Annotated in this window: 27 protein-coding genes; 13 read left to right on the top strand and 14 right to left on the bottom strand. The window is 72.2% G+C overall.

Annotated features, from left to right (window positions below):
- The first annotated feature begins 19 nt into the window (after nt 1–19).
- The 4 genes from C8D89_RS17425 (at nt 20) to C8D89_RS17410 (ending at nt 2,337) form a co-directional block, all read left to right on the top strand.
- Complete coding sequence (locus tag C8D89_RS17425) at nt 20–844, top strand: SH3-like domain-containing protein (RefSeq protein WP_207787278.1); 825 nt, start codon at nt 20–22, stop codon at nt 842–844.
- A 31-nt stretch (nt 845–875) separates the two neighbouring features.
- Nucleotides 876–1,604 carry a thiocyanate hydrolase subunit gamma gene (gene scnC / locus C8D89_RS17420; RefSeq protein WP_116709406.1) on the top strand — a complete coding sequence of 243 codons (729 nt, stop codon included), beginning with the start codon at nt 876–878 and terminating at the stop codon, nt 1,602–1,604.
- A gap of 15 nt (nt 1,605–1,619) precedes the next feature.
- Nucleotides 1,620–1,994: a thiocyanate hydrolase gene (locus C8D89_RS17415; protein ID WP_116709405.1), complete on the top strand. Its 375-nt coding sequence runs from the start codon at nt 1,620–1,622 to the stop codon at nt 1,992–1,994.
- Nucleotides 1,995–2,118: 124 nt separating this feature from the next.
- Nucleotides 2,119–2,337: a DUF7455 domain-containing protein gene (locus C8D89_RS17410; protein WP_116709404.1), complete on the top strand. Its 219-nt coding sequence runs from the start codon at nt 2,119–2,121 to the stop codon at nt 2,335–2,337.
- A gap of 53 nt (nt 2,338–2,390) precedes the next feature.
- Here C8D89_RS17410 and C8D89_RS17405 read toward each other — a convergent pair whose 3' ends face one another.
- The 7 genes from C8D89_RS17405 to C8D89_RS17380 form a co-directional block, all read right to left on the bottom strand.
- The gene (locus tag C8D89_RS17405) at nt 2,391–2,783 is read right to left on the bottom strand and encodes an ATP-binding protein (protein WP_116709403.1); all 393 of its coding nucleotides are present in this window, start codon (nt 2,781–2,783) and stop codon (nt 2,391–2,393) included.
- Nucleotides 2,784–2,949: 166 nt separating this feature from the next.
- Nucleotides 2,950–3,066: a serine/threonine-protein phosphatase gene (locus C8D89_RS30340; RefSeq protein WP_243418200.1), complete on the bottom strand. Its 117-nt coding sequence runs from the start codon at nt 3,064–3,066 to the stop codon at nt 2,950–2,952.
- 171 nt (nt 3,067–3,237) lie between these two features.
- Nucleotides 3,238–3,501, bottom strand: coding sequence for an alpha/beta fold hydrolase (locus C8D89_RS30335; protein WP_243418199.1), 264 nt, complete (start codon nt 3,499–3,501; stop codon nt 3,238–3,240).
- An 86-nt stretch (nt 3,502–3,587) separates the two neighbouring features.
- The gene (locus C8D89_RS17395; protein ID WP_116709402.1) at nt 3,588–5,108 is read right to left on the bottom strand and encodes an FMN-binding glutamate synthase family protein; all 1,521 of its coding nucleotides are present in this window, start codon (nt 5,106–5,108) and stop codon (nt 3,588–3,590) included.
- 64 nt (nt 5,109–5,172) lie between these two features.
- A complete protein-coding gene (locus tag C8D89_RS17390; RefSeq protein WP_116709401.1) occupies nt 5,173–5,553 on the bottom strand; it encodes a type II toxin-antitoxin system VapC family toxin in 381 nt (126 codons plus the stop codon).
- Nucleotides 5,550–5,798 (bottom strand): type II toxin-antitoxin system Phd/YefM family antitoxin, encoded by a 249-nt coding sequence (locus C8D89_RS17385; RefSeq protein WP_116709400.1) that lies wholly within the window; start codon nt 5,796–5,798, stop codon nt 5,550–5,552. The genes C8D89_RS17390 and C8D89_RS17385 overlap by 4 nt, the downstream gene beginning before the upstream one ends.
- A gap of 268 nt (nt 5,799–6,066) precedes the next feature.
- The gene (locus C8D89_RS17380) at nt 6,067–6,726 is read right to left on the bottom strand and encodes an SOUL family heme-binding protein (protein WP_116709399.1); all 660 of its coding nucleotides are present in this window, start codon (nt 6,724–6,726) and stop codon (nt 6,067–6,069) included.
- A gap of 232 nt (nt 6,727–6,958) precedes the next feature.
- On the opposite strand from C8D89_RS17380, the gene C8D89_RS17375 reads away from it, so the two are divergent.
- A complete protein-coding gene (locus C8D89_RS17375) occupies nt 6,959–8,416 on the top strand; it encodes a S8 family serine peptidase (protein ID WP_165825759.1) in 1,458 nt (485 codons plus the stop codon).
- A gap of 13 nt (nt 8,417–8,429) precedes the next feature.
- On the opposite strand, the gene C8D89_RS17370 is transcribed toward C8D89_RS17375, so the two are convergent.
- The gene (locus C8D89_RS17370; protein WP_116709397.1) at nt 8,430–8,756 is read right to left on the bottom strand and encodes a hypothetical protein; all 327 of its coding nucleotides are present in this window, start codon (nt 8,754–8,756) and stop codon (nt 8,430–8,432) included.
- A gap of 87 nt (nt 8,757–8,843) precedes the next feature.
- Here C8D89_RS17370 and C8D89_RS17365 point away from each other — a divergent pair, with 87 nt between their 5' ends.
- Together C8D89_RS17365 and C8D89_RS17360 are read left to right on the top strand one after the other, a co-directional pair.
- Nucleotides 8,844–9,071 (top strand): hypothetical protein, encoded by a 228-nt coding sequence (locus tag C8D89_RS17365; RefSeq protein WP_133251939.1) that lies wholly within the window; start codon nt 8,844–8,846, stop codon nt 9,069–9,071.
- Nucleotides 9,068–10,213, top strand: coding sequence for a M14 family metallopeptidase (locus C8D89_RS17360; protein WP_116709395.1), 1,146 nt, complete (start codon nt 9,068–9,070; stop codon nt 10,211–10,213). The genes C8D89_RS17365 and C8D89_RS17360 overlap by 4 nt, the downstream gene beginning before the upstream one ends.
- Nucleotides 10,214–10,229: 16 nt before the next feature.
- On the opposite strand, the gene C8D89_RS17355 is transcribed toward C8D89_RS17360, so the two are convergent.
- The 3 genes from C8D89_RS17355 to C8D89_RS17345 all read right to left on the bottom strand — a co-directional run bounded on the left by C8D89_RS17355 (nt 10,230) and on the right by C8D89_RS17345 (nt 13,432).
- Nucleotides 10,230–10,574, bottom strand: coding sequence for a nuclear transport factor 2 family protein (locus C8D89_RS17355; protein WP_116709394.1), 345 nt, complete (start codon nt 10,572–10,574; stop codon nt 10,230–10,232).
- 155 nt (nt 10,575–10,729) lie between these two features.
- Entirely contained in the window at nt 10,730–12,925 is a 2,196-nt protein-coding gene (gene katG / locus C8D89_RS17350; RefSeq protein WP_116709393.1) for a catalase/peroxidase HPI, read from the bottom strand.
- A gap of 45 nt (nt 12,926–12,970) precedes the next feature.
- A complete protein-coding gene (locus C8D89_RS17345) occupies nt 12,971–13,432 on the bottom strand; it encodes a Fur family transcriptional regulator (protein ID WP_116709528.1) in 462 nt (153 codons plus the stop codon).
- A gap of 106 nt (nt 13,433–13,538) precedes the next feature.
- On the opposite strand from C8D89_RS17345, the gene C8D89_RS17340 reads away from it, so the two are divergent.
- Nucleotides 13,539–13,907: a DUF2277 domain-containing protein gene (locus C8D89_RS17340; RefSeq protein ID WP_423717121.1), complete on the top strand. Its 369-nt coding sequence runs from the start codon at nt 13,539–13,541 to the stop codon at nt 13,905–13,907.
- 17 nt (nt 13,908–13,924) lie between these two features.
- Here C8D89_RS17340 and hrpB read toward each other — a convergent pair whose 3' ends face one another.
- Both hrpB and C8D89_RS17330 read right to left on the bottom strand, forming a co-directional pair.
- Entirely contained in the window at nt 13,925–16,399 is a 2,475-nt protein-coding gene (gene hrpB / locus C8D89_RS17335) for an ATP-dependent helicase HrpB (RefSeq protein ID WP_116709392.1), read from the bottom strand.
- Nucleotides 16,400–16,618: 219 nt separating this feature from the next.
- Complete coding sequence (locus tag C8D89_RS17330) at nt 16,619–16,825, bottom strand: hypothetical protein (RefSeq protein WP_116709391.1); 207 nt, start codon at nt 16,823–16,825, stop codon at nt 16,619–16,621.
- Nucleotides 16,826–17,050: 225 nt separating this feature from the next.
- Here C8D89_RS17330 and C8D89_RS29330 point away from each other — a divergent pair, with 225 nt between their 5' ends.
- Both C8D89_RS29330 and C8D89_RS17320 read left to right on the top strand, forming a co-directional pair.
- Nucleotides 17,051–17,248: a DUF2795 domain-containing protein gene (locus C8D89_RS29330; protein ID WP_165825758.1), complete on the top strand. Its 198-nt coding sequence runs from the start codon at nt 17,051–17,053 to the stop codon at nt 17,246–17,248.
- 108 nt (nt 17,249–17,356) lie between these two features.
- The gene (locus C8D89_RS17320; protein ID WP_116709389.1) at nt 17,357–18,796 is read left to right on the top strand and encodes a phospholipase D-like domain-containing protein; all 1,440 of its coding nucleotides are present in this window, start codon (nt 17,357–17,359) and stop codon (nt 18,794–18,796) included.
- 75 nt (nt 18,797–18,871) lie between these two features.
- Here C8D89_RS17320 and C8D89_RS17315 read toward each other — a convergent pair whose 3' ends face one another.
- Entirely contained in the window at nt 18,872–20,032 is a 1,161-nt protein-coding gene (locus C8D89_RS17315; protein ID WP_116709388.1) for an acyl-CoA dehydrogenase family protein, read from the bottom strand.
- A gap of 210 nt (nt 20,033–20,242) precedes the next feature.
- Here C8D89_RS17315 and C8D89_RS28755 point away from each other — a divergent pair, with 210 nt between their 5' ends.
- From C8D89_RS28755 to C8D89_RS17305, 3 genes are all read left to right on the top strand, one after another.
- On the top strand, nt 20,243–20,449 hold the full coding sequence (locus C8D89_RS28755) for a hypothetical protein (RefSeq protein ID WP_133251938.1): 207 nt from the start codon (nt 20,243–20,245) through the stop codon (nt 20,447–20,449).
- Between the two features lie 267 nt (nt 20,450–20,716).
- The gene (locus C8D89_RS17310) at nt 20,717–21,457 is read left to right on the top strand and encodes a GAF and ANTAR domain-containing protein (RefSeq protein ID WP_116709387.1); all 741 of its coding nucleotides are present in this window, start codon (nt 20,717–20,719) and stop codon (nt 21,455–21,457) included.
- 321 nt (nt 21,458–21,778) lie between these two features.
- A complete protein-coding gene (locus C8D89_RS17305; protein WP_116709386.1) occupies nt 21,779–22,198 on the top strand; it encodes an STAS domain-containing protein in 420 nt (139 codons plus the stop codon).
- Nucleotides 22,199–22,283: the final 85 nt, after the last annotated feature.

Genomic DNA, 22,283 nt, shown 5'->3' with positions numbered 1-22,283 from the left:
TCCGAACGGGGGAACGGTCGTGGGCAACTCCGCGATGGGCGATCTCTCGAGCCAGCTGCGCGTGGCGCTGCACCGCGTCCAGGACTGGGCCTATCCGGATCAGATCGATCACGAGGCGTTCCGCGCATACATGAAGACCTCGCACGACGTCGGCGGTGAGCCCGACGCCCCCGCCTTGTTCGAGGACAAGGAGGAGGAGCAGTGGGAGCTCAACACGTTCGTCACGTGCGAGGTCCTGGGCTGGCGGGGCATCTGGACGTCGGAGGAACGCCGGAGGATCGGGAACGTCGACCTCGGACGGACCAACTACCTCGGCCTGCCCTACTACGGCCGCTGGCTGTGGGCGATCGCCCGGTGCCTGGTCGACAAGCGGCACATCACTCTCGGTGAGTTGATCGAGCGGGTGAGCGAGGTCCGGGAGCGTTACGTCGACGGCACCGGCGGCCCCGTCGACGCCACGCCCCGCGCCACCGGGGACACCGAGGCCGTCCCCCGGAACCGTCATCACCGGGAAGCGGTCGGCAAGGGTGATCCGCAGTGCTTCTCCGGCACGGGGGGCACGCCCGGGTTCGCGGTCGGGGACGAGGTGGTCGTGCGCGAGTTGCCGACGATCTTCTACACGCGCACGCAGGAATACCTGAGGGGGAAGCGCGGAACGGTGGCCAAGGTCTCGTACGAGAGCCTGGCGCCCGAGGACGAAGCGTTCGACCGCGAGGACCAGGAACCGGAGTGGTTCTACATCGTGCGCTTCCGGATGGCTGACCTCTGGGAGGCATACACGGGGTGTGCGACCGACACGCTCCAGGCAGAGATCTCGGAGCGGTGGCTCCGTCGGGCGGCCTAACCACCGGCCGCGGGGACGAGGAGGAGACGGGATGGCGGAGACGGACCTGGGCGGGTCGGGGCACGACACGCACGAGCACGCCGGTACGGCACCGATGGTCGAGGAGGTCACCGACTTCGAGGTGCTGGAGATCGCTCTGCGCGAGCTCGCCATCGAGAAGGGCCTGTTCACCGCCGAGGACCACCGGCGCTACACCGAGCACGTGGAGCAGCTCGAGCCGGCCGCGGGGTCCCGTTTCGTCGCCAAGGCCTGGCTCGACCCGGACTTCCGGCAGTTGGCGCTGGACGATGCGATCGCCGCCTCCCAGGAGATGGGCGTCGACTGGCTGCACCCGACCGGGTTCGGCACCCCCAGCGACTTCACCGCCTTCGAGGTGCTCGAGGACACGCCGACGGTGCACCACGTCATCGTCTGCACCCTCTGCTCCTGCTATCCCCGTCCGATCCTGGGCATGTCACCGGAGTGGTACCGGACGCCGAACTACCGTCGCCGGATCGTGCGCTGGCCGCGCCAGGTCCTCGCGGAGTTCGGTCTCTACCTGCCCGAGGACGTCGAGATCCGCGTCGAGGACTCCAACTCCAAGCACCGGTTCATGGTGCTGCCGGTCCGACCGGCCGGCACGGAGGGGTGGAGCGAGGCGCAGCTCGCGGAGATCGTGACCCGCGACTGCCTGATCGGGGTCGCCCTGCCCAAGCCCGGGGTGACCACGAACGCGACCCGCCCGTTGCATCCCGCACGCCGTCCGGTGGCGGGCGACTAGGCCGCGGGGGGAGACATGACGACCGACCACGACGTCCCGTCCACCCGGGTGCGGACGCTGGAGCAGATCGTCAAGCACGACCAGACGTGGGAACGGATGGCCGCGCGGTACCGCGTCACCAACCCGGTGCCGCCGTGGAAGTCCAGCCTCGATGCGATGTGCGATGCGCTCGACGAGGAGGGCGCGGCGCTGCCCCTGCTCACCCGTCGCGACGACGAGGACCGCCTCTCCCGGGAGGTGTACAGCTCGCTGCCCCACCCCGAGAACCAGCTCGTCGCCTTGGCGCACTCGCTGGTGACCCGCAACGTCATCGACGAGGCCGAACTGGCCGACCGCCTGGAGGCGGTACGCGCGCGACTCGACGCGGCCGGGGCCACCCACGAGCCCTGACTCCCGCTCGTCCACATGAAACGAGGGTCGGCCCCCACGCCCGGAGGGCTGGCCCCCTGCCGGTCGCCGCGGCTCCGGCGCAGCCTCGGGTCTCACGACAGCCGAGACGAAGGAGGCGAGCGTCATGACCACCGACCACGTCGGACCGCAGCCGACCGCACCGGCGACCTGTGACCGCTGCATCGCACGCGCGGCGTTCCTCGTGCGCATCGCGGGTGGTGGCGAGCTGGTGTTCTGCGGCCATCACCTCCGGGTGCACCACGAGCGCCTCCGCGCGAGCGGTGCCGTGGTGCGGCCGCTGCTCACGCGGTCCGTGATGTACGTCCGCGGAGACGCGGCTTGAATCGCCGAGGGGCGCGGCGCACAGCGCTCGCCGGAGAGTCCCGGCGTCCGCCGTCAGCAGGCGTGTCGCAGGGTGATCGAGGTCCCGTCGCGACCGGGCACGAGGCAGTGCGCACCGGCGAGACGAGCGATCATCGCGAGGCCTCGTCCGCGATGGCCCGGGTCCGCGCTCGGCGGTCGCCAGCACCCGTCGTCGGCGACGGTGACGACGACGGCGCGCGCCTCGCTCCCGTGCTCGACCTCCGCGGAGACGGTGATCGTGCCCGGGGAGCCGCGCCCGACGAAGGCGTGATCCGCGGCGTTCTCCAGCGCCTCGCTGGCCGCGAGGGTCAGGTCGTCGATGGCGTCCTCGTCGTCGAGGACGCCGACGAGCCATCGGCGAAGGGCTCGACGCAGAACCCCGACGCTGGACGCGGTGCCGCCGGCCTGGCGGTGCAGGCGAGGCATCTGTGCGGTCGCGAGCAGTGCGTCACCTCCGTCTTCGGCACGTCGGGTTTCCCGCAGGCCCCACCGCCCAGCCGGGAGAGGCGAGCGCCTCCCCGGGAGCGTGCCGGCGGATGGTGGGTCGCATGTCGGAGGGCATGCATCGTCGGTCAGCGGCGTCCGGGGAGGCTCAGGTGTCGAGCGCCTCCACCCGACCGGCGGCACGCACCACCAGCACCGGCGGGTGGCCGCCACTGGCCAGCGTCACCCGGAACCCGCCCTCGAGCGGGATCAGCAGGCCGAACACGACGGTGCACCAAACTCTGTCGAGGTGAGTCGAGCAGCTCGTCGATGTCGGCCTCGGTGAACCCACCGCGGTAGGGCGGATCGTCGATGTAGCGCGGCGACGGACTGACGAGCACCAGGCGCGAGAACCGCTCCGGGGCCCGCGCCACGGCGAGGACACCGATGATCGCGCTCACCAGTGTCCGACCAGCACGGCGTCGGTCAGGTCGAGCTCGTCGGCGATCTGCAGGACGTCGTCGGCGTAACCGTCGAGGCAGTCGTACCGCTCACGGTCCCAGGCCGAGAGGTCCGAGCCGCCGGCGCCGACGTGGTCGAACAGCACCAGCTGGTGGTCCTCGGCGAACGCCGGCGCGACGAGCCGCCACATGTTCTGGTCGCAACCGAAGCCGTGTGCGAAGACCATCGCGCGGGCGTCCGCGCGCCCGGTCGGGGTCACCCGGTTCCTCGTGCGGATGTCCACGCACGGAGTATTCGCATCGGAACACCCCCACCGGCCGGGATCGCCGACGACGTCGTTCGTGCTCAGGCCATCAGCTGGACGATCCGGTCCCGGTCGGACGGCGACGGGAACCCCCAGTCCGGCCGGTACCCGTACACCTCCGTCAACGGGGTGGCGACGCTCTGGCCGGTGAGGATCTCGATGGAGTCGGCCGGGATGAGTGCGGGGTGCTCCACGCCGGCGGCCTCGGCGACCTTGAGCAGGTCTCGCCGCAGGGTCTTGACGTAGTTCGCGGCCCGCACGGCCTTGAGGTCCGGATCGAGCCCGTGCGCGAGCCAGGCGTTCTGGGTGGCGACGCCCGTGGGGCAGTTCCCGGTGTGGCAGGTCTTCGCCTGGATGCAGCCGACCGCCAGCATCGCCTCCCGCGCCACGTTGACCATGTCGCAGCCGAGGCCGAAGGCGACGACGGCGTTGTCGGGCAGGCCCAGCTTCCCGGCGCCGATGAAGACCACGTCATGGTGCAGGCCGCGCTCCGCGAACACCGAGTAGACCCGGCTGAAGCCCAGCCGGAACGGCAGGCTCACCGAGTCGGTGAAGACCAGCGGGGAGGCGCCGGTGCCGCCCTCTCCCCCGTCGATGCTCACGAAGTCGACCGCGCGACCGGTCTGCGCCATCAGTTCGGTGAGCTCGTGCCAGAAGCCCAGGTCGCCCACCGCGGACTTGATGCCTACGGGCAGGCCGGTCTCCACCGCGAGCATCTCCACCCAGTCGAGCATCTCGTCGGTCGAGGAGAACTCGGTGTGCCGCGAGGGGCTCACGCAGTCCTTCCCCAGCGGGATGTCGCGGGTCTCCGCGATCTCTGGCGACACCTTCGCCGCCGGCAACAGGCCTCCGAGCCCGGGCTTCGCACCCTGGCTGAGCTTGATCTCCAGCGCCCGCACCGGCGACGCGGCCACCCGGTCCTTGAGCCGCTCCAGGTCGAAGCGTCCCTGGTCGTCCCGACAACCGAAGTAGGCGGTGCCGATCTGCCACACGAGCTCGCCGCCGTGACGGTGGTGCGGCGAGATGCTGCCCTCGCCGGTGTTGTGCAGGCACCCCGACATGGCCGCACCCTTGTTCATGGCCTCGACGGCACGCCCGGAGAGCGACCCGAAGCTCATGCCCGAGATGTTGACCACGGAGGCCGGCCGGAAAGCGTGCCGGCGGCCGCGCGCAGCGCCCAGCTCCTTCGCGCACGGCACCGTGCCCTGCACGTCGGGGCCGCGCGTCGAGGTCGGTGTCGTCCGGCCGAACGTGCGGTGGTTGACGATCAGGTAGCCCGGGGTGTGCTCGACGTCGTTGTCCGTCCCGAACCCGAAGTAGTTGTTCTCCAGCTTCGACGACGCGTAGACCCACCGTCGCTGGTCGCGGGTGAAAGGACGCTCCTCGTTGTCCCCGGCCACGATGTACTGCCGCAGCTCCGGGCCGATGGACTCGATGAGGTAGCGGGCGTGCCCCAGCACCGGGAAGTTTCGCAGCAACGCGTGCCGGCGCTGCAGCAGGTCGTGACCGGCGAGGGCCGCGGCCGTCGCAATGACCGGGGCAGCGCGTGAGACCCACTTCACAGGTGCAGTGTGCCCACTCGCACCCCCGCAGCACCGCCGTCGGCTCGTCCAGAGCGGGGACGAGTCAGACCGCGACGATCTCGATCTCGCGTTCGAGCCCTCGTAGGTCGGCCGCGTTGCGGGTGTAGAGCCGACCCGAGTGAGCGTGCGCTGTCGCCGCGATGAGGAGGTCCATGCTGCGGGGCCGCGGGCTGCGCCCCATGCCGGCCACGGCGGACGCGAGCAGCCCGTAGCTGCTGGCGACCGCGTCGTCGACGGGCAACGGGTCGAACAACGAGCGCAAGGCGGTCAGGCGCCGCAGGCGCTCACCCCGGACCTCGCGGTACGAGGCGACGAGGACGCCGTAGTGCAGTTCGGCGACCGAGATCGTGCTGATGGCCAGCTCCCCGTCGAGTGCGGGGACGTCGGCGCCGATCAGGACGCTGGTGTCGAGAATGGCCCTCACCGGGCGGCCCAGGGATCCTGCATCTCCTGGTCGATCAGTGCTCGATCGGACTCCCAGTCCGGATCGCCCGCGCCGGCGAACACGTCGGCGACGTCCTGCCATACGCGCCACCGGTGGGACTCGGTCGGAACGAGGAGCGCGCTCGGCCGACCCGAGACGGTCACCTCGATGCGTTCGCCGGCCTCGACGCGGCGGACGAGCTCGGAGGCGTTCTGTCGCAGCTCGCGCAGTCCCACCTGCTCCATACCGAGATGATAGCACCTGTGCTACAAAGCCGGCTGGATGTCGTGACCCGGTACCTCGTCAGCAGGCGAGTCGGGTGATGGAGGCCCGCCGGGAGTAGGTGTTCCACGCCGTCGACGCGTAGTGCGCGGAGGGCTTGGAGACCCTCTTCCAGCGCTGCGGGCGAGGTGACGTTCCAGGGAGTGTCGCATCCGGCGATGAGGACGCAGCAAAGGCGCGGTGGGGCTGATGGACACCGTGACGTCGCCGTGCACGCTGACCGACCATCCATCAGGTCGAGAGCCAGGGCTCGCCGCCGCTCGGGGTGTACTCCACCGGCACGGCGATCTCGTTGCGACGCCGGAACGGCAGGGTCCAGGGCGGGTCGTAGAACCACGCCACCGCGTCCCCGATGACGTCGACGCCGTGGTCGCTCAGGGTCGTCAGCAGTTCGTCGGTTCGGGCGGCGACGGCTCGAGGACCGCGGTCGCCGCGGAAGCGCAGCACGGCCACGGTCTCCCCCGGCACCGTCACCAGCCTGACCTCGTCGTCGTCGGGGACGGGCAGGGTGTCCATGGTCCAACGCGACGGCATGAAGAACCGGATTCTCCACTCACCGTCGCCCTCGCGGGACTGGGCGACCGGTGCGGTCATGGCGATCTCGTCGCCCCCGGCCGACTGCTGCGCCACCGGCGCCGTCATCGCGATCTCGTCGCCGCGGTGGTTGGCGCCGAAGATGTAGCGCGCCAGGCGGCGGAACCCGAGGTTGCGGGCCTGACCCTCGTCGGCCACCACCACGGTCTCCGCCGCGACCCGCGGGCCGTAGCGCCGAATCTCGACGCGCTCCGTCAACGGCCGACGCAGGAAGTGCGGTTCCTCCGTGCCGACCCGGATGCCCCCGATCGACAACACGGACTCGACCACCTGCACGGCGAGCTTGCGGACCTCCACCTTGCCCTCCTCCCGACGGCCACCGGTCTACTGCAGCCCCCCGCGGCGGGCACGGTGACGACCGGCGCGTTCAACCCCGACGCGCCGGTGTGGTCGGTCTGCGCAGGCATCGCGGCGCCGATTCCGTCCGCGAAGTGTGACCGACAGGGTCGCGTGAGTGATGCACTCGTTCAGCGTCTACCTCGGGCGTCGTGCGCAGCGCCAACCTCTGCGCATCACCCAGGGGGTAGCGATGACCGCGCCGATGACCGACATGACCGAGACGCTGAGCATCGAGATCATCATCGACAGCCCGACGGGATCGAGCGCGCCGACGTTGCTCTCCACCGCCGCGCGACCGCGCAGCGACACCGTCGGGGACCTGCAGGCGGATCCCGGTCAGCTCGACCGGGCGGCGGCCGAGCTCGCCCGTCTCGGCTTCCGGATCCTCGCGACCTCGCGACTGTCCCTCTCGATCGAGGGGTCGCGGGGACTGTTCGCCGAGACGTTCGGGACGGAGATGACCGAGTACACGGTCCCGACCCCGGAGTCCGCCTTCACCCGGCCGTCGGCCATGTCGTTCGCCGCCCCGGCGGTCGGTGCCGCGGTCGAGCCACCCCCGAGCCTGTCGGGCCTGGTCGCGGGCGCCTACGTCCAGCCCCCCTTCGTCTACCTGAACACCGTGCTGCCGCCTCGCCGCACCAAGCACCACCTGGTCGTGCCCGGGGACGTGGCGGCCCTGACGAACGCCTCGGCGGTGCACCGCGAGGGCACCACGGGCCGCGGCGTGACCGTGGCGATGATCGACAGCGGCTTCCGGATCGACCACCCCTACTACGTCGCCCACGGCTACACGATGTCGCGCATCCTCGGGCCGGGAGCGAGCGACCTGCACCGCGACGAGGTCGGGCACGGCACCGCCGAGGCGGCCAACATCCTCGCCATCGCGCCCGACGTCACCTTCATCGGCGTGAAGTCCGGACCGAGCCTCGCGGCCGCGTTCAAGGAGACCGTCAAGCTCGGCCCGGACGTCATCTCGGTCAGCCTCGGCTTCGACCTGCGCGACCCGGCGACCGGCCTCCCGCTGTCCAGCCTCCCCAACCTCCACAAGGCGCTGGAGGCGGAGATCGCCCAGGCCGTCGCCGACGGGATCGTGGTGGTCTTCTCGGCCGGCAACGGCCACATCGCCTTCCCGGGAATGCACCCCGACGTCATCTCCGCCGGCGGGGTGTCGGTCGACGCGTCCTCCCACATGCAGGCCTCGGACTACGCGAGCGCCTTCGTCAGCCGCATCTACCCGGGTCGCGCGTGCCCGGACGTCTGCGGGCTCGTGGGGATGAAGCCGCACGCCGACCTGATCCTGCTGCCGCTCGAGCCCGGGTGCGACATCGACCGGGACACCGCAGCCCACGACGGCACCGTCGCCGACGACGGCTGGAGCGTCATCAGCGGGACCTCGGCCGCGGCCCCACAGCTGGCCGGGGTCGTCGCCCTGCTGCTGGAGAAGAACCCGGGCCTGAGCCCAGCGGAGGTGAAGACCGCGCTGCGCACCACGGCCCGGGACGTCGTCAAGGGCAGCGCCAACGGGATCTCCAACCCGGTCCGGCAGAACGGCCAGCTCACGCATGTGGGGCTGCGGGCCGGTCAGGGCCTCGACAGCGCGACCGGCAGCGGCCTGGTCGACGCACTCGCCGCCTGGAAACAGGTGTGAGCGCCGACCGGCCTCACATCATCATGCGGGGTGGCTCGGCGATCTCCACCGCCTCCACCTCGTCGGTGAGGTCGGCCGGGACGTGCAGCGGGCGCGCCGCGCGGTACGCCGTCCGGGCACCCGCGGGCCCGAAGTCCTCGACACCGGGCGGTGGACCGGCCGGGTCGAGCGCGGTGTCGAAAACCGCCTCGATCCGATCGGGCGGCGCCTGGACCGACACCGAGGAGCGCCCCACGGCGAGGACCTCGAGCCCGTGGTCGGCGAGCTTGCGGGCGACGTCGGCGCCGGCCGCCTCGGGCCGGAGCACCACCTCGGCCGGGACGACATCGGGACGGCTCATCGCGACCCCTCCCCTCCCTCGGGCCTGCCCGGACGAGCGTAGGTGTTCGGTACGGCCCCGAACACCGGACCGGGTGGGGGGACGGTCGTGACCGGCGAGCGGTGGGTCGCTCGCCTGGACGCGGCCGGCGGCGACGTCGCCGGCCTGCTCGCGCACGCCGGGGGGCTGGACGTGTGGGAGCGCCACGACGAATCGATCGTCGTGGCGGCGGACGAGGACCACCTGGCGGAGCTGGAGCGCCGGGGCCTCGCCCGCGTCGAACGACTCGAGCCGGTGACGGAGTTCCTCGACCGGCACCAGGGGGAGACGAGATGACCATCATCGTGAGGATCACGGCCACGGCGCCGCGGCTGTCCATGCAGCGGGTGCTCGACGCCACGCTCGGCCTCGACGTGTGGGAGGTGCACGACGACCACGTGGTCGCGCTGGCCACCGAGCCCCAGGCCGAGCGGCTCCTCGCCATGGGCTACGGCGTCGAGGAACTCGCCGGCGCGGAGGCTTTCGTCACGCAGTTCGGCGACGAGGCGGCGGCCGCGGCCTACCACTCCGCGCAGAGCCTCGAGGACGACCTGCGGCGCCTGTCGGAGGAGCACCCGGAGGTCGCCGAGCTCCGGGAGATCGGCCGCAGCGTCGAGGGCCGCCCGATCTGGGCGCTGCGGGTCGGGATCCGCCGCGGCGAGCAGCGTGACGGGACGACGACGTTCCTGGTCCTGGGCTGTCACCACGCCCGCGAGTGGCTCGCGGTCGAGGTGCCCTACCTGCTGGCGTCGCACCTCGTCACCGCGGCGGGCGAGGAGCCGGTCGCCTCGTGGCTCGAGCAGGGCGAGGTCTGGGTGGCCCCGATGGTCAACCCCGACGGTCACGAGTACACCCGCACCCACGACCGCCTCTGGCGCAAGAACCGCCGGCCGAACCCCGACGGCACCGTCGGCGTGGACCCGAACCGGAACTACGGCTACATGTGGGGCACCCTCGACGTGGCGACCTCGAGCCACGTCCCGGCCGATGCGACCTACGTCGGTCCGCGGGCCTTCTCGGAGCCGGAGGTCCGCGCGGTCCGGGACCTCGTCGCGCGGGAGCAGGTCGCGGGCGTGCTGACCTACCACAGCTACTCGCAGCTGATCCTCTACCCGTGGGGCTACACCCCCGACCCGGTCCCCGACGGGACCGACCGGCAGCAGATGACCGCCATCGGGCAGGAGATGCAACGCCTCATCCACGACGTGCACGGCCGGACCTACACCGCGAAACAGTCCTCCGACCTGTACCCGACCGCGGGCGACACCGCGGACTGGACCTACGGCGAGAACGACGCGCCCTCGCTCACCATCGAGCTACGCCCGGCCGGCCAGGCCGACGGCGGCTTCGTCCTCCCACCCAGCCAGATCCAGCCCGCATGGGAGGAGAACCGCGAGGCGGCGTTGCACTTCATCGGGCAGATCCTGGGCAAGCCCTGAGAAGTCCGTCGCGGCGCTACGCGGGCTCGAGCGTGTAGCGCACCGTCTGGACCCGGATGGAGTCCCCCGCGAAGACGAAGGTGTCGATGCCGTCCATCGCCTTCGTCTTCGCGGAGACCGCGGACCACTCGATGAAGAGGACATCGCCCTCGAAGATCTGCAGCGGCACGTCCCACTGGGCGTCGGGCAGGTCGCCCAGGAGCGTGGTGAAGGCCTGTCGAACGCCGTCCTTGCCTCGATGCACGCCCTGAGGGGTGATGAACACGGCGTCGTCGGCGTAGTCGGCGACGATCTCCTCGACATCGCCGGCCATCAGCGCCTCGGCGTGGTGCGCGAAGATCTCCCTCGGTGTGCGGGCCATCGGTCCTCCTCGTCGGTGTCTCTCTCCCAGCCTGGCCCTTCGCGAGCGCGGAGCGCCAGGGATCCGACCTCCGCGCCACGCGGCCACCGGACCACTGAGCCAGACAACGTGAGCACCGTCAGCGCCGTCCCCCAAGGTGCCCACGATGGCGGGAATCAGCTCAGGTCGTACCGGTCGAGGTTCATGACCTTGTTCCACGCGGCCACGAAGTCACGCACGAACCTCTCTTGCGCGTCGTCGGCGCCGTAGACGTCCGCGATCGCGCGGAGCTCGGCGTTCGAGCCGAAGACGAGGTCGACGGAGGTGGCGGTCCACTCGAGCTCGCCGGTGGCGCGATCCCGGCCCTCGTAGACGTTCTCCGCCGACTCGGAGACCTTCCACTCGGTATCCAGGTCGAGCAGGTTCACGAAGAAGTCGTTGGTCAACGTCCCTGGCCGGTCGGTGAAGACGCCGTGCGAAGCCTGCCCGTGGTTGGCATCCAACACCCGCATGCCGCCCAGGAGGACGGTCATCTCGGGAGGCGTGAGCTTCAGCATGAAGGCCCGGTCCACCAGGAAGGTCTCCGGCGCCAGCTTCTGGCCGGGACGCAGGTAGTTGCGGAACGCGTCCGCCTTCGGCTCCAGCACGGCGAACGAGTCCACGTCCGTCTGCTCCTGCGAGGCGTCCGTACGCCCCGGCGTGAACGGGACGGTGACGTCCTGGCCGGCGTCCTTCGCCGCCTTCTCGACACCTGCGGAGCCGGCCAGGACGATCAGGTCGGCGAGTGAAATCTTCTTCCCGCCGGACTGCGCGCGGTTGAAGTCCTGCTGGATTCCCTCGAGCGTCTGCAGTACGTGCGCCAGCTCGGGCGGGTTGTTGACCTCCCAGTCCTTCTGTGGCGCGAGGCGGATCCGCGCCCCGTTCGCCCCGCCGCGCTTGTCGGTGCCTCGGAAGCTGGCCGCCGACGCCCACGCGGTGGAGACGATCTGTGAGACGGAGAGCTCCGACTCCAGGACCGTCTCCTTGAGGCTCGCGATGTCCCTGTCGTCGACCAGCTCGTGATCGACGGGGGGCACCGGGTCCTGCCACACCTGCGGCTCCGGCACCCATGGGCCCAGGTACCGCGAGATCGGGCCCATGTCGCGGTGCAAGAGCTTGTACCAGGCCTTGGCGAACGCGTCCGAGAGCTCGTCCGGGTTCTCGTGGAAGCGCTTGATGATCGGCGCGTACACCGGGTCCACCTTCAGCGCGATGTCGGACGTCAACATCATCGGCGCGTGGCGCCGCGACGGGTCGTGCGCATCGGGCACGGTCCCCTGCGCCTCGGGATTCGTGGGCGTCCACTGCTTCGCCCCTGCGGGGCTCTCCGTCAGCTCCCACTCGTAGTTCAACAGGTTGTCCAGATATCCGTTGTCCCACGTGGTGGGGGCGCTGGTCCACGCGCCCTCGAGCCCGCTGATGAGCGTGTCCGCGCCCTTCCCGGTGCCGTAGGTGTTGTGCCAGCCGAGGCCCTGCGCCTCGACGGGGCAGGCCTCGGGCTCCGGCCCGAGGTACTCGGGAGCCACCGCGCCGTGGCACTTGCCGACCGTGTGTCCACCGACGATGAGCGCGACCGTCTCCTCGTCGTTCATCGCCATCCGCCCGAAGGTGTCGCGGATGTCGCGGGCAGAGGCCAACGGATCCGGGTTGCCGTTGGGTCCCTCCGGGTTCACGTAGATCAAGCCCATCTGCACGGCGCCGAACGGTTCGGCGAGATCGCGTTCGCCGCTGTAGCGCTCGTCCCCGAGCCAGGTGTCCTCGGGCCCCCAGAAGATTTCCTCGGGCTCGTAGATGTCCTCTCGTCCGAAACCGAAACCGAACGTCTTCAGGCCCATGGACTCGTAGGCGACGTGGCCGGCGAAGATCAGTAGGTCGGCCCAGGAGAGCGCACGGCCGTACTTCTTCTTGATCGGCCAGAGCAACCGGCGCGACTTGTCGGTGCCCACGTTGTCGGGCCAGCTGTTCAACGGGGCGAAGCGCTGTGCGCCCTGACCACCGCCACCCCGGCCGTCGTGGATGCGGTAGGTCCCCGCCGAGTGCCAGGTCATCCGGATGACCATCGGTCCGTAGTGGCCGTAGTCGGCCGGCCACCAGTCCTGCGACGTCGTCAGCACCTCGACGATGTCCCGCTTCAACGCTTCGACGTCGAGGCGCTCGAACTCCTTTGCGTACGTGAAGTCGTCGCCCATCGGGTCGGAGCGGGCCGAGTGCTGGCGGAGGACGGACAGATCCAGCCGGTTCGGCCACCAGTCCCGGTTCGTCCGCGGGCGCTGCGTCGACGGGGTGGGGGAGGCGACAGCCGGGTTCTCGCTCTCGCTGATGCTCTCGGGCATCTCCGTCCCTCTCTCTTCGCTGGGTGAGTGGTGATCTCGGTGGCCCTACCACCGGGACGTGTCGCGCGACGAGCCACGTGCAGCAGCTGCCGTGACACAGCGGGGGCATCGGCCCCAGTAGAAGACCTCGGCTTCGTCGATCTCGTAGCCGGCGCGGTCGGCGGCGGCGAGGTCGGGGACGTCGATGACCGCGCGGTCGACATCGGCGATGGCACCGCACGATCGGCACACCACGTGATGGTGGTTGTCCCCCACCCGGGACTCGTACCGCGCGTTGGAGCCCCTGGGCTGGATGCGCCGCAGGAGCGAAGCCTCTGTGAGAGCGCGGAGCACGTCGTAGACCGCCTGGTGGGACACCTCACCGAACGTCGCGCGCACCGCCTCGATGATCGTGTCCGTGTCCGCGTGCGGAAGGTCGTGCACCGCGGCCAACACCGCGACCCGAGGACGCGTCACACGCAGAGAGGCTCCGCGCACCATGCGCTCGAATTCCAAGGTCGTCGGCACCCGGAAAGTCTGGGACATCCTCTGGAGCTACTCAACAAGCCGCGACCCGACCGAAGTGCCCTTCGAGGTGAAAGTTCCGGCCGATCCCGCAATTCGGGGGAGCGCCGTGCACCGTCTGATCGCCGGTGACGAAGTCGAGCTCCGCCGGCCCGCCGCCGCCCCGCGGGTCTCGAACCACCACTGGTCGGTGGGGCACGATCGCAGCATGTGCCGCAACATCCGGGTCCTGCACAACTTCGAGCCGCCCGCCACCGACGACGAGGTGCACGAGGCCGCGCTGCAGTACGTGCGGAAGATCAGCGGGTCGTCGCGGCCCTCGAAGGCCAACGAGGAAGCGTTCGCCCGGGCCGTCGCGGAGGTCACGGCGAGCACCCGCACGCTCCTCGACGAACTCGTCACCACCGCCCCGCCGAAGGACCGCGAGGTCGAGGCGCACAAGGCGCGGGAGCGGGCCCGTGAACGCTACGCCCGCTGATCGGCGCGGCTCGGTCGTCAGCGCCGCGGGTCCTCCGGCCACGCGTGCTTGGGGTACCGGCCCCGCAGCTGCGCGCGCACCTGCGGATAGCCGGTGTCCCAGAACGACGCCAGGTCGGCGGTCACCGCCGCCGGACGTCCGGCGGGTGAGAGCAGGTGGACGACGACGGGGACCCCCGCCAGGACGGGCGCCCGTTCCCAGCCGAACGCCTGCTGGACGGTGAGGGCCACGACGGGGGCCGCGGGGTCGGTGTAGTCGACACGGACGCGCCGTCCGGACGGGGTCGTGACCGCGGTCGGCGCGAGCTCGTCGAGACGACCGGCCTCCGACCACGGCACGAGGTGGCGCAGCGCGGGCGCCACCGTCACCCGCGCCAGGTCGGCCCGGCGACGCACCCGCGTGAGGTCGAGCCACTCGTCGAGGCGGGCCAGCAGGGCCGCGTCGTCGACCGCGGGCCACGGATCGCCCCGCGCCGCGTGCAGGAAGGCCAGACGGTCCCGCAGCGCCGTCGCCGCGTCGTCCCAGCGCAGCAGCCCGAGCCCCTCGGTGGCCAGGCCGTCGCGCACCGCGGCCGTGACCGCCGCCGGGTCGGGGTGGGCCAGGGGTCGGCGGGCCAGCACGATCGCGCCGAGACGCTCGCGGCGTTCCGCGACGACGTCGCCGTCCTCCCAGGCCACCACCTCGTCGTCGCGCCACCACCCGGTGGCGGCCTCCCGGGCGAGGTCCTCGTCGATCGGCACCGCGAGCCGGACCCGCGCCACCCGGTCGCCCGGACCGCGCGCGGCGTCGGCGACGGCGATCCAGGCGCTGCCGCGCAGCCGTGACCCCGCAGCGAGCTCGACCCCGGTGCCACCCGTCGTCAGGTACTCGCGGGCGTCGTCAGCGCGGGCGCGGGCGAGCCTGTCCGGGTACGCGAGGGCGACGACCGACGCCGCGCCGGAGGGCCGGCCGCCACGGCGAGGGAGCCCGTCCCCCTGGCTCACCCCACGCAGCCGCCGGACCTCGGCGCGCCACCGCGGGTCGTTCGTGGCCCGGGCCGCGCGCAGGCGCTCCTCGAGGTCGTCGGAGTCGCCCGGCACGTCGACCGCGAGCAGCGCCACCACCTCGGTCGCGGTGTCCGTCCCGACGGCCTCCGCGCCGTCGAGCAGGGCGCGCCCGAGCCGGGGGTGGACCCCGGTGGCGGCCACCACGCGACCGCGCTCGGTGATGCGCCCGCCGTCGTCGGGTCGTTCTCCCGTCGCTGCGCTCGCCCCGATGAGCCCGAGCCCTCGCAGCACCTCCCGCGCCGCGTCGAACGCGGCGGTCGGCGGCGGGTCGAGCAGGGCCAGTCCGGCGGCGTCCGGCGTGCCCCACCGCGCGAGCTGCAGGGCGAAGCCGGCCAGGTCGGCGTGGGCCACCTCGGGGGCGTCATCGCGGTCGCGGTGCGCGTGCTCGGCCTCCGACCAGCAGCGGTACACCGTCCCGGGGGCCTCCCGGCCGGCGCGCCCGGCGCGTTGGATCGCCGAGGCCTGCGACGCGAGCACCGTGACCAGGGCGTCCAGGCCGCGCGCGTGGTCGGTCCACGGCCGCCGGGAGAGCCCCGCGTCGACGACGATCCGGACTCCCGGCACCGTCAGGCTGGTCTCGGCGATCGACGTCGCCAGCACGACGCGACGACCACGGGACGGGCCGGCCAGCACCGCGTCCTGGTGCGCCGCGTCCTGCCCGCCGTGCAGCACGAGGACCTCGGCCCCGACGCCGTCTCCGTCGTCCACCCGGCTGAGACGTCGGGCGACGTCGTCGATCTCCCTCCGCCCGGGCAGGAACACGAGCGCGTCACCGTCGGTCCCGGCGAGGGCCCGCCGCACCACCGCGGCCACGTGGTCGAGCAGGGCCGGCTCCACCCGCATCCCGCGCGGCGGCGGGACGGGGCGCGGGGGCGGGCTCCAGACCACGTCGACGGGGTGCATCGGGTCGGGGGCGGTGACGACGGGCCCGTCGAGGGCGACCGACAGCTCGTCGGCGGCCGCCGTCGCCGACGTCGCGAGCAGGCGGAGATCCGGGCGGAGGGCCGCGCGCGCGTCGACGGCGAAGGCCAGCGCGAGGTCGGTGTCGAGGTGGCGCTCGTGGCACTCGTCGAGGATCACGGCGTCGACGCCCGCGAGCTCCGGGTCGCGCTGCAGCCGAGCAACGAGCAGCCCCGTCGTGACGACCTCCACCCGGGTCCGCGGCCCGGTGCGTCGCTCGCCGCGGATCGCGTAGCCGATGCGTCCGCCCACCGGCTCGCCGAGCAGCCACGCCATCCGCGCGGCCGCGGCGCGGACGGCGACGCGGCGCGGCTCGGCGACGAGGACGCGTCCGCCGACCGACCGGGCGAGCGCGAGCGGCACCAGCGTCGTCTTGCCGGTGCCGGGCGGGGCGACGAGGACGGCAGCCCCGCGCTCCCCCAGCGCCGCCTCGAGCTCCGGAAGCGCCGCGCGCACCGGCAGGTCGAGGTCGACCTCGTCGATCACACCTGCCGGTCTACCAGTCGCGGCGACGCGATCGGCCACGTGCTCGCGGGAACGGCCACGACGCTGTACGTCGACACCACCGAGGTCCCGGCGGCAACTCGGCGGGCATCGAGTTCTCCTCGGTCTCGCGTCAGACGGGGGCGGCTACCCGGTCGTCGGCACCGCCGGCTGTGTGCCCGGGCGCCCTCTCGCGCGCGGCGACCGACCCCGAGCACCCCGTCAGTCGTTGTCGGGGTCGAGGTCGCGGAGCAGTCGGTCGTCGGGGCTGTCGGTCAGGATCGGGGTGTCGTCAGCGACCTTGTCGTTCGGGGTGACGCAGTGCGGACAGATCGCCCGCCCGTCCTCGTCGATCCGCCACGTCGCGAAGCTGGACGCGGTGGTCGAGGTCGTGCGGCCGCAGCGAACGCATCGCGTGGTCTCCGGCATCGATCAGCCCTCCTCGGAGTCCGTCGGGCTCGTGGCAGGGCTCCCAGTCTGGTGGGCGGGTCCGCGGCGCTCATCATCACCGTCGGGGGCGCTCGCGGGAACCAGTTCCTCGTGATGCTCAGCGGATCACGCGTGCGCGCGCCCTGCCGTTCGGGTAGGTGTCGTGGGGCGCGCGGTTCAGCCTCCAGCCCGTTGCCGATCCGGGACGTCGCGAGGAGTGAGGCCATGGCCGACGCACGGGAAGATCTGGTCCGGATCGCGCTGGAGGGCATGCGCTTCCCCGCGGGCCACCACGAGGTCATGACCTACGCCACCGACCGTGGCGGCATCGAGCCCGACGTGCTCGACGCGCTCGGGACGTTGCCCTCCCGGGCGTTCAGCGGCCCCGACGACGTCGTGATCAGCCTGCCGGACCGCACCTGAGGCCCCCGACGCGAACGTGCGCCGGCACGTCGGGGGCAGGCAGGAACGGCGGCGGCGATCGCCTGCCACGCTGTCGGCTCCGGCCGCCGACGAAGCGAGGTCCTCACCATGCCCAGCACCGGGCCCGTACGAGACCGCGGCGGTGACCGGTGGGAGCAGGCCCTCGCGCGGGCGGGCCACGCCCCGCGCCGGGCGGGCAACCGCTTCACACTGCTCCGCGACGGGGCCCGGACGTTCGACCAGTGGTTCGACCGGATCGAGCGGGCCGAGCGGTGGGTGCACTTCGAGAACTACTTCTTCATGGCCGACGACATCGGCCGGCGATTCGCCTCGGCACTGTCCCAGAAGGCGCGGGAGGGCGTGCCGGTGCGCGTCGTGTACGACCCCGTCGGGTCGTCGAGCGTGCCGCGTTCCTACTGGGACGGCATGCGCCGTGCCGGTGTCGAGGTGCGGGCCGCGAACCCGCCGTCGCTGCGCGCGCCGCTGTACTCGCTGTGCCGGGACCACCGCAAGATCGTCGGCGTGGACGGCGTGTACGCGTCCACGGGCGGGGTGTGCGTCTCCGAGAGCTGGGTCCAGCACGCCGACAACGGTCTGATCTACCGCGACACCGCGGTGGGCGTCGAGGGTCCGGTCGTGGCGGACCTCGAGCTGGCGTTCGCGCGGATGTGGGACACCCTCGGCCCTCCGCTGCCTCCGGACGAGCGACTCGGCGACACGGCCGACGACATCGCCGCCGACACCATCCCTCCGACGGACGGCGCGGAGGCGCGCGTCGTGCTCCAGGCGCCGGGCCGGCTCCGCATCCTGCGGGTCATGGAGCTCGCGATCCTCGCGGCCCGGGAACGACTCTGGATCTCCGATCCCTACTTCCTCTCCACTCCCCGGTTGAGCCGGGCGCTGCTGGAGGCGGCCGGGGACGGCGTCGACGTGCGCATCGTGCTGCCCGCGACCAACGACCACCCGTCGATCGGCGCGCTCGAACGTGCCGGGTACGGGCGGGCGCTGGACGCCGGGGTGACGATCTTCGAGTACCTCGGCCCGATGATGCACGCCAAGACCACGGTCATCGACGGCCGCTGGGCACGGGTGGGCTCGACCAACCTCACCGCCGCCAACTTCGTCTCCAGCTGGGACCTCGACCTCCTGGTCGAGGACCGCGGCTTCGCCGGGGAGCTCGAGGCGCTGTTCGAGGACGACTTCGCCCACGCGCGGGTCATCGAGTCGGACAGCCGGTCGCGGTCGGTCACCGCGAAGCCCTTCGGGCGACGCAGCGCGGGACGCGGCACGCCGCTGCGTCGCGCGCCCGGCGTGCCGGCGTCGTTCTCGCGGTTGGGCGGTGAGGTGCTGCGGGAGGCCGAGGCGCCCCACGAGGCCCGCCACCGCGCCGTCGCGGCCGGCACCGGTCTCACGGCGGTCGGGGTGTCCCTGCTCGTGGCGCGCTACCCGCGCCTGCTCGCGTGGCCGCTCGCGGCGCTCGGCGCCGCGGCCGGCGCCTCGCAGGTCCGAGGAGCGCTCCACCGGCGAGCCGCCGACGACGGCGGGTGACCCGCGCCGCTCGACGAGGGGGTGGACCCGAGGTCTCGCCGCGGAGCCCGGGAGATCGCTCTCCGGGATCCGGGATCACGCGCGGCCGAGGCCGCCGCGCTTGACGAGCTGCGAGGCGATGACGTTGCGCTGGATCTCGTTGGTGCCCTCACCCACGATCATCAACGGCGCGTCGCGGAAGTAGCGTTCCACGTCGTACTCGGTCGAGTAGCCGTAGCCGCCGTGGATCCGCACCGCGTTCAGCGCGACCTCCATCGCGATCTCGGAGGCGAACAGCTTGGCCATCCCCGCCTCCATGTCGCTGCGCTCCCCGGCGTCGAAGCGCTCGGCGGCGTGCAGGATCAGCTGGCGCGCGGCGGTGATCTTCGTGCCCATCTCGGCGAGGTAGTTGCCGATCGACTGGTGCTGCCAGATCGGCTTGCCGAACGCCTCACGCTCCTGGGCGTAGCGCAGGGCGTCCTCGAACGCGGCGGTGGCGACCCCGAGGGCGCGGCCGGCGACCTGGATGCGGCCGGTCTCCAGGCCCTTCATCATCTGCGCGAACCCACGGCCCTCGACCCCTCCCAGCAGCGCCTCGCCGGGCACGCGCATGTCGGTGAAGGTCAGCTCGCAGGTCTCGACGCCCTTGTAGCCGAGCTTCGAGAGGTCCTTCGACACCTCGAGCCCGGGTCCGTGCTCGACGAGCAGGATCGACACACCCTTGTGCTGGGGCTCGGCCGCCGGGTCGGTCTTGCACATCAGCGCGACCAGCCCCGAGCGGCGCGCATTGCTGATCCAGGTCTTCGACCCGTCGACCACGTACTCGTCGCCGTCGTGACGAGCGACCGTCGTCATCGCCTGCAGGTCCGAACCGCCGCCGGGCTCGGTGAGCGCCATCGTGGCGCGCAGCTCACCGGTGGCCATCCGCGGCAGGTAGCGGTCCTGCTGGGCGCGGGTGCCGAACTCGACCAGCAGCTTGGCGACCACCGTGTGACCGCCCATCGCGCCCGCGAGGCTCATCCACCCGCGGGCGAGCTCGGCGGTGACCAGTGCGTAGCAGGGCATCGACACCGGCGCCTCACCCCACGGCTCCGGGACCGCCAACCCGTAGATCCCCATCTGCTTCATCTGCTCGATGAACGCCTCCGGGTAGGTGTCGGCGTGCTCGAGCTCGTTGACCCGGGGCCTGACCTCCTTGTCCACGAACCCGCGGACCACGTCGACGACGGCCTGTTCCTCGGTGTCCAGTGCGCCCACGACGGGCCTCCTCCGTGGTCGGTGACGGGTGACGGTCGGGCGCGGTCCAGCGTGCCCCTTCTCCTGCCCGGCGAGCCCGGACACCCCGCCGACTCGGGGGGGATCCGGGCGTTTCGTGATGTCCACGAACCGGCTACGTTGCACGGACCGGTCCACCCCGTGTGCCGGCTCCTGGCCCGACCAGCAGCCCGCACCTGTGAGGTGGTCCCCATGTCCAGGAACGTGTCACTGCACCTGGTGACGGTCCTCGACCGCGCCGCGACCTCGCCCGCGGCCGCCCGGGCCGCCCGGGAACGCGCCCGGACGGTGCGGGCCGAAGCGCTCGTGCGCCGGGTGCGGCGCGAGCCGCTGAGGGTCGATCCGGCCACCGAGGCCGTCCTCCGCGCGCACCTGTGCCGGAGGCCGCCACACAGTTGACGTCTTCACAGCCTGCTGCGACGGCGACCGGTAGGGTGTGTCCTCGGTCGAAGCCACGGCCGTGACCTGGACACGGGGCCGCCGAATCCTCGGTGTGGCCTCGGTCAGTCCCGTTCTTCATGTGCATCCCGACCCCGTCGCGGGGTGGAGGGCAGAACGCAGCGCATGCCGCTCGGTCCTGCCCTGACCAGCGCTGTCGGCCGCTGTCGACTGTTGCCGCTGCTGCGCTCCGTGCCCCTCGCGCCTCATGCGACGGAGAGCACGACCATGGACACCGGACAGGACGAGCAGCTGGTCATCGCCCTGCGCGCGGCCGCGCGCGAGTTGACACAGCGCCGGAGCATCCGCGACCTCGAGCAGATGCTCGCGCGGATCGTCACCTCGGCGGTCGAGACCGTCCCCGGGGTCGACGCCGGCAGCATCTCCATGACCGAGCACGGCCGCATCGAGACCCGCTACCCCACCAGCGAGGGGATCGGCAGGCTCGACCGCACGCAGAGCGAGCTCGGCGAGGGGCCCTGCATCACCGCGATCGAGGACCCGCCCGCGAGCGGTACCGTCGTCGCCCAGGACCTCGCCGGACCCGACGGGCAGCACTGGCCCCGCTTCGCGCCGCTGGCCGTCGAGGCGGGCTTCAGAGCGCTGATGTCGACGGAGCTCTCCACCGACGGCGGGGTCCGCGCGGCGCTGAACCTGTACTCGTCCACCCCGGACGCCTTCGACGCGAACGCCCGCACCCTGGCCGGGTTGTTCGGCATCCAGGCCGCACTGCTGCTCTACGGCTCGCAGCAGGTGCTCCACCTGCAGCGTGCCGTGGACAGCCGGGACCTGATCGGGCGGGCCAAGGGCATCCTCGCCGAGCGGTTCGGGGTCGACGACGAGGCCGCGTTCCAGATGCTGGTCACGTCCTCCCAGAACACCAACATGAAGCTCGTCGCCGTCGCCCAGTGGCTCACCGAGAACACCGCCGGCGCGCGACGCGCCCGGCCCGAGTCGGGCCCGTCCTGACCGGGCGCCCCATCGAGGACGGCGCCGCAACAGCGCGGACTCGGCGGGGCTCCCGTTCGTCGTGGCCGAACACGGGCGTTGACGCCTCCGCCTGCGCCGCGATCCTGGCCTCCTGGTTCGCGGACGGCGTCGGCCGTCGTGCCCGCCGGCGGTGCCAGCGGTCCCGCACTCCCGCCACCCCCCAGCGGGAGGCGGGGCCGTCACCCCCCATTCACTCGTGCCGAGGGTGGAAGAAGCGCCGGCCGGGTGGGTAGCCCTCGGCCACGAGCCGTTGAGCGAGCAGCGACCTCTCTCCTCTCGAGTCGAGACGTTGGGGTCCTGATGGACGTCGAAGCCACACCCGCCGAAGCCGTGGAGACGGGGAACCTGGAGCAACGCCGACGCGTCGCCACGGCCGAAGCCGTCGACGAAGCCCTCGCGGGCGCCCGCTCCGGCCGACCGGTCGTCGCGGTACGCAGGTTCGGCGAGGGTGCTCTGGTCGTCGCGCTGGGCGGTCACGTCGACCACGCGACGGTGCGCCACGTCGAGGCCGTGCTCCGCAATCTGCACCACCTCGCGAGCCGGCACCTCGTGGTCGACCTGACCGCGGTGCGCCGGTGCGACGTCGGCCTCGCGCGCGTGCTCGGGCACGCCCGCATCCGTTGCCTGGTCGACGACGCCGCCGTCACCGTGCAGAACCTGCCCGACGAGCTGCGCGGGGAGTACGGCCACCAGATCGGGCGGCCCGCCTCGACGCCGTAGCCACGGCGCGGTCGCGGGCGCTGGTGCACGCTGCGGTCGGCGTGCGGCCGAGACGGCTGCTCCGTGCCTCGTGGGCGACTGCTCC

This window comes from Actinomycetospora cinnamomea (genome assembly GCF_003096675.1).
Taxonomy (GTDB): domain Bacteria; phylum Actinomycetota; class Actinomycetes; order Mycobacteriales; family Pseudonocardiaceae; genus Actinomycetospora; species Actinomycetospora cinnamomea.
Note: the sequence above shows the minus strand (reverse complement) of the source record. Positions and strands in the feature narration are given on the sequence as shown.

Coding starts and splice junctions, on each gene's coding strand:
- C8D89_RS17415 (WP_116709405.1), top strand. CDS start 1,620: ATGACGACCGACCACGACGTCCCGTCCACCCGGGTGCGGACGCTGGAG.
- C8D89_RS17355 (WP_116709394.1), bottom strand. CDS start 10,574: ATGGCCCGCACACCGAGGGAGATCTTCGCGCACCACGCCGAGGCGCTG.
- C8D89_RS17330 (WP_116709391.1), bottom strand. CDS start 16,825: ATGCCGGAGACCACGCGATGCGTTCGCTGCGGCCGCACGACCTCGACC.
- C8D89_RS17310 (WP_116709387.1), top strand. CDS start 20,717: ATGGACACCGGACAGGACGAGCAGCTGGTCATCGCCCTGCGCGCGGCC.
- C8D89_RS17385 (WP_116709400.1), bottom strand. CDS start 5,798: ATGGAGCAGGTGGGACTGCGCGAGCTGCGACAGAACGCCTCCGAGCTC.
- C8D89_RS17410 (WP_116709404.1), top strand. CDS start 2,119: ATGACCACCGACCACGTCGGACCGCAGCCGACCGCACCGGCGACCTGT.
- katG (WP_116709393.1), bottom strand. CDS start 12,925: ATGCCCGAGAGCATCAGCGAGAGCGAGAACCCGGCTGTCGCCTCCCCC.
- C8D89_RS28755 (WP_133251938.1), top strand. CDS start 20,243: ATGTCCAGGAACGTGTCACTGCACCTGGTGACGGTCCTCGACCGCGCC.
- C8D89_RS17370 (WP_116709397.1), bottom strand. CDS start 8,756: ATGAGCCGTCCCGATGTCGTCCCGGCCGAGGTGGTGCTCCGGCCCGAG.
- C8D89_RS29330 (WP_165825758.1), top strand. CDS start 17,051: ATGGCCGACGCACGGGAAGATCTGGTCCGGATCGCGCTGGAGGGCATG.
- scnC (WP_116709406.1), top strand. CDS start 876: ATGGCGGAGACGGACCTGGGCGGGTCGGGGCACGACACGCACGAGCAC.
- C8D89_RS17320 (WP_116709389.1), top strand. CDS start 17,357: ATGCCCAGCACCGGGCCCGTACGAGACCGCGGCGGTGACCGGTGGGAG.
- C8D89_RS17405 (WP_116709403.1), bottom strand. CDS start 2,783: ATGCCTCGCCTGCACCGCCAGGCCGGCGGCACCGCGTCCAGCGTCGGG.
- C8D89_RS17305 (WP_116709386.1), top strand. CDS start 21,779: ATGGACGTCGAAGCCACACCCGCCGAAGCCGTGGAGACGGGGAACCTG.
- C8D89_RS17375 (WP_165825759.1), top strand. CDS start 6,959: ATGACCGCGCCGATGACCGACATGACCGAGACGCTGAGCATCGAGATC.
- C8D89_RS17360 (WP_116709395.1), top strand. CDS start 9,068: ATGACCATCATCGTGAGGATCACGGCCACGGCGCCGCGGCTGTCCATG.